General features: G+C 60.3%; 13 protein-coding genes. All 13 read left to right on the plus strand.

Going from position 1 to position 15,149, the window contains the following annotated elements; genetic code table 11:
* Positions 1 to 169: 169 nt before the first annotated feature.
* On the plus strand, positions 170 to 583 hold the full coding sequence (locus WA225_RS01815; protein WP_003223812.1) for an NADH-quinone oxidoreductase subunit A: 414 nt from the start codon (positions 170 to 172) through the stop codon (positions 581 to 583).
* A gap of 10 nt (positions 584 to 593) precedes the next feature.
* On the plus strand, positions 594 to 1,268 hold the full coding sequence (locus WA225_RS01820) for a NuoB/complex I 20 kDa subunit family protein (RefSeq protein WP_007920192.1): 675 nt from the start codon (positions 594 to 596) through the stop codon (positions 1,266 to 1,268).
* A 73-nt stretch (positions 1,269 to 1,341) separates the two neighbouring features.
* Entirely contained in the window at positions 1,342 to 3,126 is a 1,785-nt protein-coding gene (gene nuoC / locus WA225_RS01825) for an NADH-quinone oxidoreductase subunit C/D (protein WP_007920189.1), read from the plus strand.
* 2 nt (positions 3,127 to 3,128) lie between these two features.
* The gene (gene nuoE / locus WA225_RS01830) at positions 3,129 to 3,626 is read left to right on the plus strand and encodes an NADH-quinone oxidoreductase subunit NuoE (RefSeq protein WP_007920186.1); all 498 of its coding nucleotides are present in this window, start codon (positions 3,129 to 3,131) and stop codon (positions 3,624 to 3,626) included.
* Entirely contained in the window at positions 3,623 to 4,978 is a 1,356-nt protein-coding gene (gene nuoF, locus WA225_RS01835) for an NADH-quinone oxidoreductase subunit NuoF (protein ID WP_422606643.1), read from the plus strand. The genes nuoE and nuoF overlap by 4 nt, the downstream gene beginning before the upstream one ends.
* A 133-nt stretch (positions 4,979 to 5,111) precedes the next feature.
* Positions 5,112 to 7,826 carry an NADH-quinone oxidoreductase subunit NuoG gene (gene nuoG, locus WA225_RS01840; protein WP_422606644.1) on the plus strand — a complete coding sequence of 905 codons (2,715 nt, stop codon included), beginning with the start codon at positions 5,112 to 5,114 and terminating at the stop codon, positions 7,824 to 7,826.
* Positions 7,823 to 8,830 carry an NADH-quinone oxidoreductase subunit NuoH gene (gene nuoH, locus WA225_RS01845; RefSeq protein ID WP_007920179.1) on the plus strand — a complete coding sequence of 336 codons (1,008 nt, stop codon included), beginning with the start codon at positions 7,823 to 7,825 and terminating at the stop codon, positions 8,828 to 8,830. Before nuoG ends, nuoH begins: the two co-directional genes overlap by 4 nt.
* A gap of 11 nt (positions 8,831 to 8,841) precedes the next feature.
* On the plus strand, positions 8,842 to 9,390 hold the full coding sequence (nuoI, locus tag WA225_RS01850) for an NADH-quinone oxidoreductase subunit NuoI (RefSeq protein ID WP_016987418.1): 549 nt from the start codon (positions 8,842 to 8,844) through the stop codon (positions 9,388 to 9,390).
* 9 nt (positions 9,391 to 9,399) lie between these two features.
* Positions 9,400 to 9,900, plus strand: coding sequence for an NADH-quinone oxidoreductase subunit J (gene nuoJ / locus WA225_RS01855; RefSeq protein ID WP_007920176.1), 501 nt, complete (start codon positions 9,400 to 9,402; stop codon positions 9,898 to 9,900).
* A 3-nt stretch (positions 9,901 to 9,903) separates the two neighbouring features.
* Positions 9,904 to 10,212, plus strand: coding sequence for an NADH-quinone oxidoreductase subunit NuoK (gene nuoK / locus WA225_RS01860; protein ID WP_003223790.1), 309 nt, complete (start codon positions 9,904 to 9,906; stop codon positions 10,210 to 10,212).
* Positions 10,209 to 12,062: an NADH-quinone oxidoreductase subunit L gene (gene nuoL / locus WA225_RS01865; protein ID WP_007920175.1), complete on the plus strand. Its 1,854-nt coding sequence runs from the start codon at positions 10,209 to 10,211 to the stop codon at positions 12,060 to 12,062. The genes nuoK and nuoL overlap by 4 nt, the downstream gene beginning before the upstream one ends.
* A 39-nt stretch (positions 12,063 to 12,101) precedes the next feature.
* Positions 12,102 to 13,634, plus strand: a complete 1,533-nt coding sequence (gene nuoM / locus WA225_RS01870; RefSeq protein ID WP_422606645.1) for an NADH-quinone oxidoreductase subunit M — start codon at positions 12,102 to 12,104, stop codon at positions 13,632 to 13,634.
* 7 nt (positions 13,635 to 13,641) lie between these two features.
* Positions 13,642 to 15,105: an NADH-quinone oxidoreductase subunit NuoN gene (nuoN, locus tag WA225_RS01875; RefSeq protein ID WP_422606646.1), complete on the plus strand. Its 1,464-nt coding sequence runs from the start codon at positions 13,642 to 13,644 to the stop codon at positions 15,103 to 15,105.
* Positions 15,106 to 15,149 lie beyond the last annotated feature (44 nt).

Consider the following 15,149-nt stretch of genomic DNA (forward strand, 5'->3'; position numbering starts at 1 on the left):
GCATTGGAGATGCGCTATGTCCTTATTCCAATAAATAATTTCGCTATAGGAATTTTACTTGCAGGGTGTTTAGCCATAAAATCAGCGCGATTGATTGCTGCGACATATCGTCACTGCCTATTTCTTTATCAAGCTCAGAGACCTTTGCTCTCTGTTAAGGATTACCAGCATGCCCGAAGCGACAGGACTCATGGCCCACAACTGGGGCTTTGCCATTTTCCTTCTGGGTGTCGTCGGCCTGTGTGCCTTCATGCTTGGCGTCTCCAGCCTCCTTGGGTCAAAAGCCTGGGGTCGCAGCAAAAACGAACCGTTCGAGTCCGGCATGCTACCTACCGGTGGCGCCCGCTTGCGGCTCTCAGCCAAATTCTATCTGGTCGCGATGCTCTTCGTGATCTTCGATATCGAAGCCCTCTTTCTCTTTGCATGGTCTGTGTCCGTCCGCGAAAGCGGCTGGACCGGATTCGTCGAAGCTCTCGTTTTCATAGCAATTCTGTTGGCAGGTCTTGTCTACCTGTTCCGAGTGGGCGCCCTTGACTGGGCTCCGGAAGCTCGTCGCAAGCGGCAGGCGAAGCTGAAACAATGAGGCTTTGGCAATGCAATACAATCTCACCAGGATCGACCCCGATGCTCCTAACGAGCAGTATCCGATTGGCGAACGGGAAACCGTTTCCGATCCGTTAGAAGATCAAGTCCACAAAAACATTTTCATGGGCAAGCTGGAAGACGTGCTGAGTGGCGCGGTCAACTGGGGGCGTAAAAACTCCCTGTGGCCGTACAACTTCGGCCTGTCGTGCTGCTACGTGGAAATGACCACCGCCTTCACGGCGCCCCACGACATCGCGCGCTTTGGCGCCGAAGTGATCCGGGCATCGCCGCGTCAGGCCGACTTCATGGTTATCGCCGGTACCTGCTTCATCAAGATGGCGCCGATCATCCAGCGTCTCTACGAGCAGATGCTCGAGCCGAAGTGGGTTATCTCCATGGGTTCGTGCGCTAACTCCGGTGGCATGTACGACATCTACTCTGTGGTTCAAGGGGTGGACAAGTTCCTGCCCGTGGACGTCTACGTACCTGGCTGCCCTCCTCGTCCGGAAGCATTTCTGCAAGGCTTGATGCTGCTGCAGGAATCGATCGGCAAGGAGCGTCGTCCGCTTTCCTGGGTCGTTGGCGATCAAGGCGTTTATCGCGCCGACATGCCTTCGCAGAAAGAAGAGCGCCGCGAACAGCGAATCGCAGTCACCAACCTGCGCAGCCCTGACGAAGTCTGATCCAGATCTGTTCTGACAAAGAAACGAGAAGCTGGCTTCATTCTTTACGTTGACCGAAAGCGAAAAAATAACCATGACTACAGGCAGCGCTCTGTACATCCCGCCTTATAAGGCAGACGACCAGGATGTGGTCGTTGAATTGAACAACCGTTTTGGCGCCGAAGCGTTCACCGCTCAGTCGACCCGCACCGGCATGCCGGTACTGTGGGTCGCGCGCGCCAGGCTCGTTGAAGTCCTGACTTTCCTGCGCAACCTGCCCAAGCCCTACGTCATGCTCTATGACCTGCACGGCGTGGACGAGCGTCTGCGCACCAAGCGTCAAGGGCTGCCGAGCGACGCCGAGTTCACCGTGTTCTATCACCTCATGTCGCTGGAGCGTAATAGTGACGTGATGATCAAGGTCGCCTTGTCCGAGAGCGACCTCAGCTTGCCGACCGTCACCAGCATCTGGCCGAACGCCAACTGGTACGAGCGTGAAGTCTGGGACATGTTCGGTATCGACTTCAAAGGTCACCCGCACCTGTCGCGCATCATGATGCCGCCGACCTGGGAAGGTCACCCGCTGCGCAAGGACTTCCCGGCGCGCGCCACCGAGTTCGATCCGTACAGCCTCAACCTCGCCAAGCAACAGCTTGAGGAAGAAGCCGCGCGCTTCCGTCCTGAAGACTGGGGCATGAAGCGTTCCGGCCCGAACGAGGACTACATGTTCCTCAACCTCGGCCCGAACCACCCTTCGGCGCACGGCGCGTTCCGCATCATCCTGCAACTGGACGGTGAAGAGATCGTCGACTGCGTGCCGGACATCGGTTACCACCACCGTGGTGCCGAGAAGATGGCCGAGCGTCAGTCGTGGCACAGCTTCATCCCGTACACCGACCGTATCGACTACCTCGGCGGCGTGATGAACAACCTGCCGTACGTGCTCTCGGTCGAGAAGCTGGCCGGCATCAAGGTGCCCGAGAAGGTCGACGTCATCCGCATCATGATGGCCGAGTTCTTCCGGATCACCAGCCACCTGCTGTTCCTCGGGACTTACATCCAGGACGTCGGCGCCATGACTCCGGTGTTCTTCACCTTCACCGACCGCCAGAAGGCGTACACGGTGATTGAAGCCATTACCGGTTTCCGTCTGCACCCGGCCTGGTACCGCATCGGTGGCGTCGCCCACGACCTGCCACGCGGCTGGGAAAAACTGGTGAAAGACTTCGTTGAATGGCTGCCAAAACGCCTCGACGAATACACCAAGGCTGCCCTGCAGAACAGCATCCTCAAGGGCCGTACCATCGGCGTCGCCCAGTACAACACCAAAGAAGCCCTGGAATGGGGTGTCACCGGTGCTGGCCTGCGTTCGACCGGTTGCGACTTCGACCTGCGTAAAGCGCGTCCGTACTCCGGCTACGAGAACTTCGAGTTCGAAGTACCGCTGGCCGCCAACGGCGATGCCTACGACCGCTGCATGGTTCGCGTCGAGGAGATGCGCCAGAGCATCAAGATCATTGACCAGTGCATGCGCAACATGCCGGAAGGCCCGTACAAGGCGGATCACCCGCTGACCACGCCGCCGCCCAAAGAGCGCACGCTGCAGCACATCGAAACCTTGATCACGCATTTCCTGCAAGTTTCGTGGGGCCCGGTGATGCCGGCCAACGAATCCTTCCAGATGATCGAAGCGACCAAGGGCATCAACAGTTATTACCTGACGAGCGACGGCGGCACCATGAGCTACCGTACCCGGATCCGCACTCCAAGCTTCCCGCATCTGCAACAGATCCCTTCGGTGATCAAAGGCAGCATGGTCGCGGACATGATTGCGTACCTGGGTAGTATCGATTTCGTTATGGCCGACGTGGACCGCTAAGCATGAACAGCACGCTTATCCAGACAGACCGTTTCACCCTCAGTGAAACCGAGCGCTCGGCCATCGAGCACGAGCTGCATCACTACGAAGACCCGCGCGCGGCGTCGATCGAAGCCCTGAAGATCGTTCAGAAGGAACGCGGCTGGGTGCCGGATGGCGCCTTGTACGCGATCGGCGAGATCCTCGGCATCCCGGCCAGCGACGTTGAAGGTGTGGCGACGTTCTATAGCCAGATCTTCCGTCAGCCGGTTGGCCGTCACATCATTCGCGTCTGCGACAGCATGGTCTGCTACATCGGTGGCCACGAGTCGGTGGTCAGCGAAATCCAGAACAATCTGGGCATCGGCCTGGGTCAGACCACCACCGACGGTCGTTTCACCCTGCTGCCTGTCTGCTGCCTCGGCAACTGCGACAAGGCACCGGCGCTGATGATCGACGACGACACCTTTGGTGATGTGCAGCCTGCTGGCGTCGCCAAACTGCTCGAGGGCTACGTATGACCCTGACATCTTTCGGTCCTGCCAACCGCATCCAGCGTTCGGCCGAGACTCACCCGCTGACCTGGCGTCTGCGTGACGACGGCGAAGCCGTGTGGTTCGACGAGTACCAGGCCAAGAACGGTTACGCCGCGGCGCGCAAAGCCTTCGCCGACATGGATCAGGACGCCATCGTCCAGACCGTGAAAGACGCAGGCTTGAAAGGTCGCGGCGGTGCAGGCTTCCCCACGGGCGTGAAGTGGGGCCTGATGCCCAAAGACGAATCCATCAACATCCGCTACCTGCTGTGCAATGCGGATGAAATGGAGCCGAACACCTGGAAAGACCGCATGCTGATGGAGCAACTGCCCCATCTGCTGATCGAAGGCATGCTGATCAGTGCTCGCGCGCTGAAAACCTACCGTGGCTACATCTTCCTGCGTGGCGAATACACCACCGCCGCCAAGCACCTCAACCGTGCCGTGGAAGAAGCCAAGGCTGCTGGCCTGCTGGGTAAAAACATTCTGGGCAGCGGTTTTGATTTCGAGCTGTTCGTCCACACCGGCGCCGGGCGTTACATCTGCGGTGAAGAAACCGCACTGATCAACTCCCTCGAAGGCCGCCGCGCCAACCCGCGCTCCAAGCCGCCCTTCCCTGCCGCCGTTGGCGTGTGGGGCAAGCCGACCTGCGTGAACAACGTCGAAACCCTGTGCAACGTGCCGGCGATCATTGCCGACGGCGTTGACTGGTACAAATCGTTGGCCCGCGAAGGCAGCGAAGACATGGGCACCAAGCTCATGGGCTTCTCCGGAAAAGTGAAAAACCCGGGCCTGTGGGAGCTGCCATTCGGCGTCACCGGTCGCGAGTTGTTCGAAGACTACGCCGGCGGCATGCGCGACGGCTTCAAGCTCAAGGCCTGGCAGCCAGGTGGCGCCGGTACCGGTTTCCTCCTGCCTGAGCACCTCGACGCGCAAATGTACGCCGGCGGCATCGCCAAAGTGGGCACCCGTATGGGTACCGGCCTGGCCATGGCGGTGGATGACAGCGTCAACATGGTCTCCTTGCTGCGCAACATGGAGCAGTTCTTCGCTCGCGAGTCGTGCGGTTTCTGCACCCCGTGCCGCGATGGTCTGCCATGGAGCGTCAAGCTCTTGATGGCCATCGAAGAAGGCCGCGGTCAGCCGGGCGACATCGAGACCCTGCTGGGTCTGGTCAACTTCCTCGGCCCGGGCAAGACCTTCTGTGCTCACGCACCGGGTGCCGTGGAGCCGTTGGGCAGTGCCATCAAATACTTCCGTCCAGAGTTCGAAGCCGGTATCGCGCCAGTCAGCGCCGCCGTCCCGCCTCTGGCAAGGCCGATCGTAATCGGCGCGTAAACGCTTAAAAGGTGAAGGGCCCGGGCCCTTCGCCTCCTGCGATGACGCCTTTCGAGGCTGGTTTGATTCGCACGGATAACAAGATTCCATTAGCCACGCCCGCTGACACCGGGCCAACGAAGACCTTTGAACCATGGCCACTATCCACGTAGACGGCAAAGCGCTCGAAGTCGACGGGGCAGACAACCTGTTACAGGCATGTCTGTCGCTGGGCCTCGACATTCCATATTTCTGCTGGCACCCCGCGCTCGGTAGCGTCGGGGCTTGCCGCCAGTGCGCGGTCAAGCAGTACACCGACGAGAACGACACCCGTGGTCGCATCGTCATGTCCTGCATGACGCCTGCCACCGACAACACCTGGATCTCCATCGAAGATGAAGAATCCAAGGCGTTCCGCGCCAGTGTTGTCGAATGGCTGATGACCAACCACCCGCACGACTGCCCTGTGTGCGAAGAAGGCGGTCATTGCCACCTGCAAGACATGACAGTGATGACCGGCCACAACGAGCGCCGTTATCGCTTCACCAAACGCACGCACCAGAACCAGCAACTGGGCCCGTTCATTTCCCACGAAATGAACCGCTGCATCGCTTGCTACCGCTGCGTGCGTTTCTACAAGGATTACGCTGGCGGCACCGACCTCGGTGTATTCGGCGCCCACGACAATGTGTACTTCGGTCGCGTTGAAGATGGCGTGCTGGAAAGCGAGTTCTCCGGCAACCTCACCGAGGTCTGCCCGACCGGTGTGTTCACCGACAAGACGCACTCCGAGCGCTACAACCGCAAGTGGGACATGCAGTTCGCACCGAGCATCTGCCATGGCTGCTCGAGCGGTTGCAACATCTCCCCGGGCGAGCGTTACGGTGAGCTGCGTCGCATCGAAAACCGTTTCAACGGTTCGGTGAACCAGTACTTCCTGTGCGACCGTGGCCGTTTCGGTTACGGCTACGTCAACCGCACCGACCGCCCACGTCAGCCGCTGCTGGCCGACGGCACCAAGCTCGGTCTGGATGCTGCACTGGATAAAGCCGCTGACTTGCTGCGCGGTCGCAACATCGTCGGCATCGGTTCCCCGCGTGCCAGCCTCGAAAGCAACTATGCGTTGCGCGAACTGGTTGGCGCCGAGCACTTCTACTCGGGTATCGAAGCGTCCGAACTGGAGCGCATCCGTCTGGTCCTGCAAGTGCTGAAAGACAGCCCGCTGCCAGTGCCGAACATGCGCGACATCGAAGACCACGATGCGATTTTCGTCCTCGGTGAAGACCTGACCCAGACCGCTGCCCGCGTGGCGCTGTCGCTGCGTCAGTCGGTCAAAGGTAAAGCTGAAGACATGGCCGAAGCCATGCGCGTTCAGCCTTGGCTCGACGCGGCGGTGAAGAACATCGGTCAGCACGCGCTGAACCCGCTGTTCATTGCCAGCCTGGCAGAAACCAAGCTCGACGACGTCGCTGAAGAATGCGTACACGCCGCTCCTGACGATCTGGCGCGCATCGGTTTCGCCGTGGCTCACGCTCTGGATGCCAGCGCCCCGGCCGTTGAAGGTCTGGACACCGAAGCACTGCAACTGGCCAAGCGCATTGCCGACGCCCTGCTCGCTGCAAAACGTCCGCTGATCATCGCCGGTACTTCGCTGGGCTCCAAAGCCTTGATCGAAGCCGCCGCCAACATCGCCAAGGCCCTGAAGCTGCGTGAGAAAAACGGCTCGATCAGCCTGATCGTCCCGGAAGCCAACAGCCTAGGTCTGGCCATGCTCGGTGGCGAATCGGTGGATGCTGCGCTGCAAGCCGTCATCGACGGCAAGGCTGACGCGATCGTTGTGCTGGAAAACGATCTGTACACCCGCACTGCCAAAGAAAAAGTCGATGCTGCACTGAACGCTGCGCAAGTGGTGATCGTTGCTGACCATCAGAAGACTGCCACCACCGATCGCGCGCACCTGGTTCTGCCAGCCGCAAGCTTCGCTGAAGGCGACGGTACGCTGGTCAGCCAGGAAGGTCGCGCCCAGCGCTTCTTCCAGGTTTTCGACCCGCAATACATGGATGCGAGCATCCTGGTTCACGAAGGCTGGCGCTGGCTGCACGCCCTGCGCGCGACCCTGTTGAACCAGCCGATCGACTGGACGCAACTCGACCACGTGACGGCTGCCGTTGCTTCGAGCACCGAGCAACTGGCGCGCATCGTCGACGCTGCACCATCGGCGGCGTTCCGCATCAAGGGTCTGAAACTGGCGCGTGAGCCGCTGCGTTATTCCGGTCGCACTGCGATGCGCGCCGACATCAGCGTTCACGAACCGCGCACCCCGCAAGACAAAGACACCGCGTTTGCCTTCTCCATGGAAGGTTACTCGGGCTCTGCCGAACCGCGTCAGCAGGTGCCGTTCGCCTGGTCGCCGGGCTGGAACTCGCCACAAGCGTGGAACAAGTTCCAGGACGAAGTCGGTGGTCATATCCGCGCTGGCGACCCGGGCACCCGCCTGATCGAAAGCACTGGCGATTCGCTGAATTGGTTCGCTGCAGCACCGCGCGCATTCAACCCGGCGCCGGGTACCTGGCAAGCCGTGCCGTTCTTCCACCTGTTCGGCAGCGAAGAAAACTCTTCGAAAGCCGCCCCGGTGCAAGAGCGCATTCCGGCTCCGTACGTTGCTCTGGCCAAGTCGGAAGCGGATCGTCTGGGCGTCAACGATGGTGCCCTGCTGAGCCTGAACGTGGCCGGTCAGACCCTGCGTCTGCCGCTGCGCATCAATGAAGAACTGGGCGCAGGTCTGGTGGCATTGCCTGCGGGCATCGCCGGCATTCCACCGGCATTCGCCGGCGTATCCGTCGACGGTCTGCAGGAGGCAGCGCAATGACCTGGTTCACCCCTGAAGTGATCGATGTGATCCTCTCGGTCGTCAAAGCCATCGTGATTCTGCTGGCCGTGGTGGTCGCGGGCGCGTTGCTCAGCTTTGTCGAACGTCGCCTGCTGGGCTGGTGGCAGGACCGTTACGGTCCGAACCGCGTTGGCCCGTTCGGCATGTTCCAGATCGCCGCCGACATGCTGAAGATGTTCTTCAAGGAAGACTGGACCCCGCCGTTTGCCGACAAGGTGATCTTCACCCTGGCACCGGTGGTGGCCATGTCCGCCTTGCTGATCGCCTTTGCGATCATCCCGATCACCCCGACCTGGGGCGTCGCGGATCTGAACATCGGCCTGCTGTTCTTCTTCGCCATGGCCGGTCTGTCGGTCTACGCGGTGTTGTTCGCCGGCTGGTCGAGTAACAACAAGTTCGCCCTGCTCGGCAGCTTGCGTGCGTCGGCGCAGACCGTGTCCTACGAAGTGTTCATGGGCCTGGCGCTGATGGGCATCGTGGTCCAGGTCGGCTCGTTCAACATGCGCGACATCGTCGAGTACCAGGCGCAGAACCTGTGGTTCATCATTCCGCAGTTCTTCGGCTTCTGTACCTTCTTCATCGCTGGCGTCGCCGTGACTCACCGTCACCCGTTCGACCAGCCGGAAGCGGAACAGGAACTGGCCGACGGTTACCACATTGAATACGCCGGTATGAAATGGGGCATGTTCTTCGTCGGTGAATACATCGGCATCATCCTGATCTCGGCGCTGCTGGTCACCCTGTTCTTCGGTGGCTGGCACGGTCCGTTCGGCATCCTGCCGCAACTGGCCTTCGTCTGGTTCGCACTGAAGACCGCGTTCTTCATCATGCTGTTCATCCTGCTGCGCGCTTCCATTCCGCGTCCGCGTTATGACCAGGTGATGGATTTCAGCTGGAAATTCTGCCTGCCACTGACCCTGATCAATTTGCTGGTGACCGCTGCAGTCGTGTTGTGGAACACGCCTGCAGTCGCGGTTCAGTGAGGATTTGACCCATGTTCAAATATATTGGCGACATCGTTAAGGGTACCGGTACCCAGTTGCGCAGCCTGGTCATGGTCTTCGGCCATGGCTTTCGCAAGCGCGACACCCTGCAATACCCGGAAGAAGCGGTCTACCTGCCACCACGCTACCGTGGTCGCATCGTCCTGACCCGCGACCCCGATGGCGAAGAACGTTGCGTTGCCTGCAACCTGTGCGCCGTGGCTTGCCCGGTGGGTTGCATCTCGCTGCAGAAAGCTGAAACCGAAGACGGTCGCTGGTACCCGGACTTCTTCCGTATCAACTTCTCGCGCTGCATTTTCTGCGGTCTCTGCGAGGAAGCCTGTCCGACCACCGCAATCCAGCTGACACCGGATTTCGAGATGGCCGAGTTCAAACGTCAGGACTTGGTGTACGAGAAGGAAGATCTGTTGATCTCCGGCCCCGGCAAAAACCCTGATTACAACTTCTATCGTGTTGCAGGTATGGCAATCGCTGGCAAGCCGAAAGGCGCCGCGCAGAACGAAGCCGAACCGATCAACGTGAAGAGCTTGCTGCCTTAAGGAAGAACGATGGAATTCGCTTTCTATTTCGCATCGGGTATCGCTGTTGTGTCCACGCTTCGCGTAGTCACCAACACCAACCCTGTGCACGCCCTGCTCTACCTGATCATCTCGTTGATCGCCGTGGCCATGACCTTCTTCGCACTCGGCGCACCGTTCGCCGGCGTGCTGGAAGTGATCGCTTACGCCGGCGCCATCATGGTGCTGTTCGTGTTCGTGGTGATGATGCTGAACCTGGGCCCCGCCTCGGTTCAGCAAGAACGCGTCTGGCTCAAGCCCGGCATCTGGGCCGGCCCGGTGATTCTCGCCGCGCTGCTGCTGGCCGAACTGCTGTATGTGCTGTTCGCTCACCAGAGCGGTCAGGCCATCGGCCACACCACCGTAGACGCGAAAGCCGTGGGCATCAGCCTGTTCGGCCCGTACCTGCTGGTGGTCGAACTCGCCTCGATGCTGCTGCTCGCCGCAGCCGTCACGGCGTTCCATTTGGGCCGTAACGAGGCGAAGGAGTAAGACATGCCTGCTATCCCTCTCGAACATGGTCTGGCGGTTGCCGGCATCCTGTTCTGCCTTGGTCTGGTCGGCCTGATGGTCCGCCGCAACATTTTGTTCGTGTTGATGAGTCTGGAAGTGATGATGAACGCCTCTGCACTGGCGTTCATTGTTGCTGGCGCCCGTTGGGGCCAGCCGGATGGACAGATCATGTTCATCCTGGTGATCAGCTTGGCAGCCGCCGAGGCCAGTATTGGTCTGGCGATCCTGTTGCAACTGTATCGCCGCTTCCACACGCTCGATATCGACGCTGCCAGTGAGATGCGCGGATGAACCTGATCTTTCTGACTTTCGTATTCCCTCTGATCGGTTTCCTGCTGCTGTCGTTCTCCCGTGGACGCTGGTCGGAAAACCTCTCGGCGCTGATCGGCGTGGGTTCCATTGGCTTGTCGGCGATTGTCGCCGCCTACGTCATCTGGCAATTCAACGTCGCACCACCCGAAGGCGGTCACTACACCCTGGTGCTGTGGAAGTGGATGGCGGTCGAAGGCTTCAAGCCTGACTTCGCCCTCTACGTCGACGGCCTGTCGATCACCATGCTTGGCGTGGTCGTTGGCGTCGGTTTCCTGATCCACCTGTTCGCGTCCTGGTACATGCGCGGTGAAGCGGGTTACTCGCGCTTCTTCTCGTACACCAACCTGTTTATCGCCAGCATGCTGTTCCTGGTGCTCGGCGATAACCTGTTGTTCCTGTACTTCGGCTGGGAAGGCGTGGGTCTGTGCTCGTACCTGTTGATCGGTTTCTACTACAGCAACCGCAACAACGGTAACGCCGCACTCAAGGCCTTCATCGTGACCCGGATCGGCGACGTGTTCATGGCCATCGGCCTGTTCATCCTGTTCCAGCAAGTGGGCACGCTGAACATCCAGGAACTGCTGGTGCTGGCACCGCAGAAATTCCAGGTCGGCGACTTCTGGATCACCCTGGCAACCCTGATGCTGTTGGGTGGCGCAGTCGGTAAATCGGCACAACTGCCGCTGCAAACCTGGCTGGCGGACGCAATGGCCGGCCCGACGCCGGTTTCGGCACTGATCCACGCCGCGACCATGGTAACTGCCGGTGTTTACCTGATCGCCCGTACCCACGGTCTGTTCACCCTGGCGCCGGAGATCCTGCACCTGGTCGGCATCGTCGGCGGTGTAACGCTGGTGCTGGCCGGTTTCGCCGCTCTGGTTCAGACCGACATCAAACGTATCCTCGCCTACTCGACCATGAGCCAGATCGGCTACATGTTCCTGGCGCTGGGCGTTGGTGCATGGGATGGCGCGATTTTCCACCTGATGACCCACGCCTTCTTCAAGGCCCTGCTGTTCCTTGCTTCCGGTGCGGTGATCGTTGCCTGCCACCACGAGCAGAACATCTTCAAAATGGGCGGTCTGTGGAAGAAATTGCCACTGGCCTACGCCAGCTTCATCGTTGGTGGTGCTGCGCTGGCCGCTCTGCCACTGGTCACTGCCGGCTTCTACTCCAAGGACGAAATCCTTTGGGAAGCGTTCGCCAGCGGCAACCACGGTCTGCTTTACGCAGGTCTGGTCGGCGCGTTCATGACCTCGCTGTACACCTTCCGCCTGATCTTCATCACGTTCCACGGTGAAGCCAAGACCGAAGCCCACGCTGGTCACGGCATCTCGCACTGGTTGCCACTGTCGGTGCTGATCGTGCTGTCGACGTTCGTCGGCGCCATGATCGTGCCACCGCTGCACGGCGTACTGCCGGAAAGCGTTGGCCATGCCGGTGGCGAAGCCAAGCACAGTCTGGAAATCGCCTCGGGCGCCATCGCCCTGGCCGGTATCCTGCTGGCAGCGCTACTGTTCCTCGGCAAGCGTCGCTTCGTCACGGCAATCGCCAACAGCGGCATCGGCCGTTTCCTTTCGGCCTGGTGGTTCGCCGCCTGGGGCTTCGACTGGATCTACGACAAACTGTTCGTCAAGCCTTACCTTGCGATCAGCCACGTACTGCGCAAAGACCCGCTCGACCAGACCATCGGTCTGATCCCGCGTATGGCCAAGGGTGGTCACACTGCCCTGAGCCGCACCGAGACCGGTCAACTGCGTTGGTATGCGGCTTCCATGGCTGCTGGTGCCGTGCTGGTGATTGGCGCCATCGTGCTGGTAGCGGTCTGATATGAACCTTGCGAATTTGCGAAAGGAAACGAGCCCGTCATGATTCTGCCTTGGCTAATCCTGATCCCCTTCATCGGCGGCCTGCTGTGCTGGATGGGTGAGCGCTTCGGCGCTACCCTCCCGCGCTGGATTGCGCTGTTGACCATGACCCTGGAACTCGCCCTCGGCCTCTGGCTGTGGGCCCACGGTGACTATTCATTTGCCCCGGCGCCTGGCGCCGATCCGACCTGGGCGCTTGAGTTCAAGCACATCTGGATCGCGCGTTTCGGCATCAGCGTGCACCTGGCCCTCGACGGCCTGTCGCTGTTGATGATCCTGCTGACCGGTCTGCTGGGTATCCTCTCGGTACTCTGCTCGTGGAAAGAGATTCAACGTCACGTTGGCTTCTTCCACCTGAACCTGATGTGGATCCTGGGCGGCGTTGTCGGCGTGTTCCTCGCCCTCGACCTGTTCATGTTCTTCTTCTTCTGGGAAATGATGCTGGTGCCGATGTACTTCCTCATCGCGCTCTGGGGTCACAGTTCTTCGGACGGCAAGAAAACCCGGATCTACGCGGCGACCAAGTTCTTCATCTTCACTCAGGCTTCCGGTCTGATCATGCTGGTGGCGATCCTCGGTCTGGTGCTGGTCAACTTCAACAACACTGGCGTGATTACGTTCAACTACGCCGACCTGTTGAAAACCAAGATGTCGATGACCACCGAGTACATCCTGATGCTCGGCTTCTTCATCGCCTTCGCGGTCAAGCTGCCCGTCGTACCGTTCCACTCGTGGTTGCCTGATGCCCACGCCCAGGCGCCGACTGCCGGTTCCGTCGACCTCGCCGGTATCTTGCTGAAAACCGCTGCCTACGGTCTGCTGCGTTTCGCCCTGCCGCTGTTCCCGAACGCTTCGGCCGAGTTTGCGCCGATCGCCATGACCCTCGGTCTGGTCGGGATCTTCTACGGTGCGTTCCTCGCTTTCGCGCAAACCGACATCAAGCGTCTGATTGCCTTCTCGTCCGTTTCCCACATGGGTTTCGTGTTGATCGGCATCTACTCCGGCAGCCAACTGGCGCTGCAAGGTGCAGTGATCCAGATGCTCGCGCACGGTGTCTCGGCGGCGGCACTGTTTATCCTCAGCGGTCAGTTGTACGAGCGTCTGCACACTCGGGACATGCGTGAGATGGGCGGTCTGTGGTCGCGTATCGCATACCTGCCGGCGATCAGCCTGTTCTTTGCGGCTGCGTCCCTGGGTCTGCCGGGTACCGGTAACTTTGTCGGTGAGTTCCTGATCCTGATCGGTACATTCGCCAGCGCGCCATGGATCACTGCGATTGCCACTTCCGGTCTGGTGTTCGGTTCGGTCTACTCGCTGATCATGATCCACCGTGCCTACTTCGGTCCGTCGAAATCGGATTCGATCCTGCACGGTATGGACGCTCGCGAACTGATCATGGTGCTGGGCCTTGCGGTGCTGCTGATTTACCTCGGCGTCTACCCGCAACCGTTCCTCGACACCTCTGCCGCCACGATGCATGGCGTGCAGCAGTGGCTCGGCACCGCCTTCACTCAACTCGCTTCGGCCCGGTAAGAGCGCTATGGAATTCACGATTCAACACTTTATTGCGCTTGCGCCACTGTTGATCACCAGCCTCACCATTATCGTGGTGATGCTGGCAATCGCCTGGCGCCGCAACCACTCGCAGACCTTCCTGATCTCGGTCGCCGGTCTGAACCTGGCCTTGCTGTCGATCCTGCCAGCGCTGAAAGTCGCGCCTCTGGCCGTGACCCCATTGCTGCAGATCGACTCGTTTGCCTGCCTGTACATGGCGCTGATCCTGATCGCCACCCTCGCCTGCGTCACCCTCGCCCACGCCTATTTGGGTGATGGCGGTTCGGGCTACCCGGGCAACCGTGAAGAACTCTACCTGCTGATCCTGATGGCCGCCGCCGGTGGTCTGGTTCTGGTCAGCGCGCAGCACCTCGCCGGTTTGTTCATCGGTCTGGAACTGCTCTCGGTACCGGTTTACGGTCTGGTGGCTTACGCCTTCTTCAACAAGCGTTCGCTGGAAGCCGGCATCAAGTACATGGTGCTCTCGGCTGCCGGTTCCGCGTTCCTGTTGTTCGGTATGGCGCTGCTGTACGCCGACTCGGGTTCGCTGAGCTTCGTCGGTATCGGTCAGGCTCTGGCTGCGACTGGCCTGCCTAGCTCGCTGGCTCAGTTGGGTCTGGGCATGATGCTGATCGGTCTGGCGTTCAAGCTGTCGCTGGTACCGTTCCACCTGTGGACGCCGGACGTTTACGAAGGTGCTCCGGCACCGGTGGCTGCGTTCCTTGCGACCGCGTCGAAGGTTGCGGTGTTTGCGGTGATGGTGCGTCTGTTTCAGATCTCCCCTGCTGCCAGCAGTGGCGTGCTGAGCGATGTACTGACCGTCATCGCCATCGCCTCGATCCTGTTCGGTAACCTGCTGGCACTGACCCAGAGCAACCTCAAGCGTCTGCTCGGTTACTCGTCCATCGCGCACTTCGGCTACCTGCTGATCGCGCTGGTGGCGAGCAAGGGTCTGGCAGTGGAAGCCATCGGCGTGTACCTGGTGACTTATGTGATCACCAGCCTCGGCGCCTTCGGCGTGATTACCCTGATGTCCTCGCCGTACAACGGCCGTGATGCGGACGCCCTGTACGAATACCGCGGCCTGTTCTGGCGCCGTCCGTACCTGACCGCCGTACTGACCGTGATGATGCTGTCGCTGGCGGGTATCCCGCTGACCGCGGGCTTCATCGGCAAGTTCTACATCATCGCGACCGGTGTTGAATCGCACCAATGGTGGCTGGTCGGTTCGCTGGTGCTGGGCAGCGCCATCGGCGTCTTCTACTACCTGCGCGTGATGGTCACCCTGTACCTGATCGAGCCAAACCTGCGTCGCCACGACGCCCAACTGCACTGGGAACAGAAGGCAGGCGGCGTGATGCTGCTGGCCATCGCCCTGGTCGCGTTCTTCCTGGGCGTGTACCCGCAGCCATTGCTGACCCTGGTTCAGCAGGCGGGTCTGGCGGGCTGATTGCTTGGCTGGCTAGAAATGAAAACGGCACCTTCGGGTGCCGT

This window comes from Pseudomonas sp., assembly GCF_049300855.1.
Taxonomy (GTDB): domain Bacteria; phylum Pseudomonadota; class Gammaproteobacteria; order Pseudomonadales; family Pseudomonadaceae; genus Aquipseudomonas.

Coding starts and splice junctions, on each gene's coding strand:
- WA225_RS01815 (WP_003223812.1), top strand. CDS start 170: ATGCCCGAAGCGACAGGACTCATGGCCCACAACTGGGGCTTTGCCATT.
- WA225_RS01820 (WP_007920192.1), top strand. CDS start 594: ATGCAATACAATCTCACCAGGATCGACCCCGATGCTCCTAACGAGCAG.
- nuoC (WP_007920189.1), top strand. CDS start 1,342: ATGACTACAGGCAGCGCTCTGTACATCCCGCCTTATAAGGCAGACGAC.
- nuoE (WP_007920186.1), top strand. CDS start 3,129: ATGAACAGCACGCTTATCCAGACAGACCGTTTCACCCTCAGTGAAACC.
- nuoF (WP_422606643.1), top strand. CDS start 3,623: ATGACCCTGACATCTTTCGGTCCTGCCAACCGCATCCAGCGTTCGGCC.
- nuoG (WP_422606644.1), top strand. CDS start 5,112: ATGGCCACTATCCACGTAGACGGCAAAGCGCTCGAAGTCGACGGGGCA.
- nuoH (WP_007920179.1), top strand. CDS start 7,823: ATGACCTGGTTCACCCCTGAAGTGATCGATGTGATCCTCTCGGTCGTC.
- nuoI (WP_016987418.1), top strand. CDS start 8,842: ATGTTCAAATATATTGGCGACATCGTTAAGGGTACCGGTACCCAGTTG.
- nuoJ (WP_007920176.1), top strand. CDS start 9,400: ATGGAATTCGCTTTCTATTTCGCATCGGGTATCGCTGTTGTGTCCACG.
- nuoK (WP_003223790.1), top strand. CDS start 9,904: ATGCCTGCTATCCCTCTCGAACATGGTCTGGCGGTTGCCGGCATCCTG.
- nuoL (WP_007920175.1), top strand. CDS start 10,209: ATGAACCTGATCTTTCTGACTTTCGTATTCCCTCTGATCGGTTTCCTG.
- nuoM (WP_422606645.1), top strand. CDS start 12,102: ATGATTCTGCCTTGGCTAATCCTGATCCCCTTCATCGGCGGCCTGCTG.
- nuoN (WP_422606646.1), top strand. CDS start 13,642: ATGGAATTCACGATTCAACACTTTATTGCGCTTGCGCCACTGTTGATC.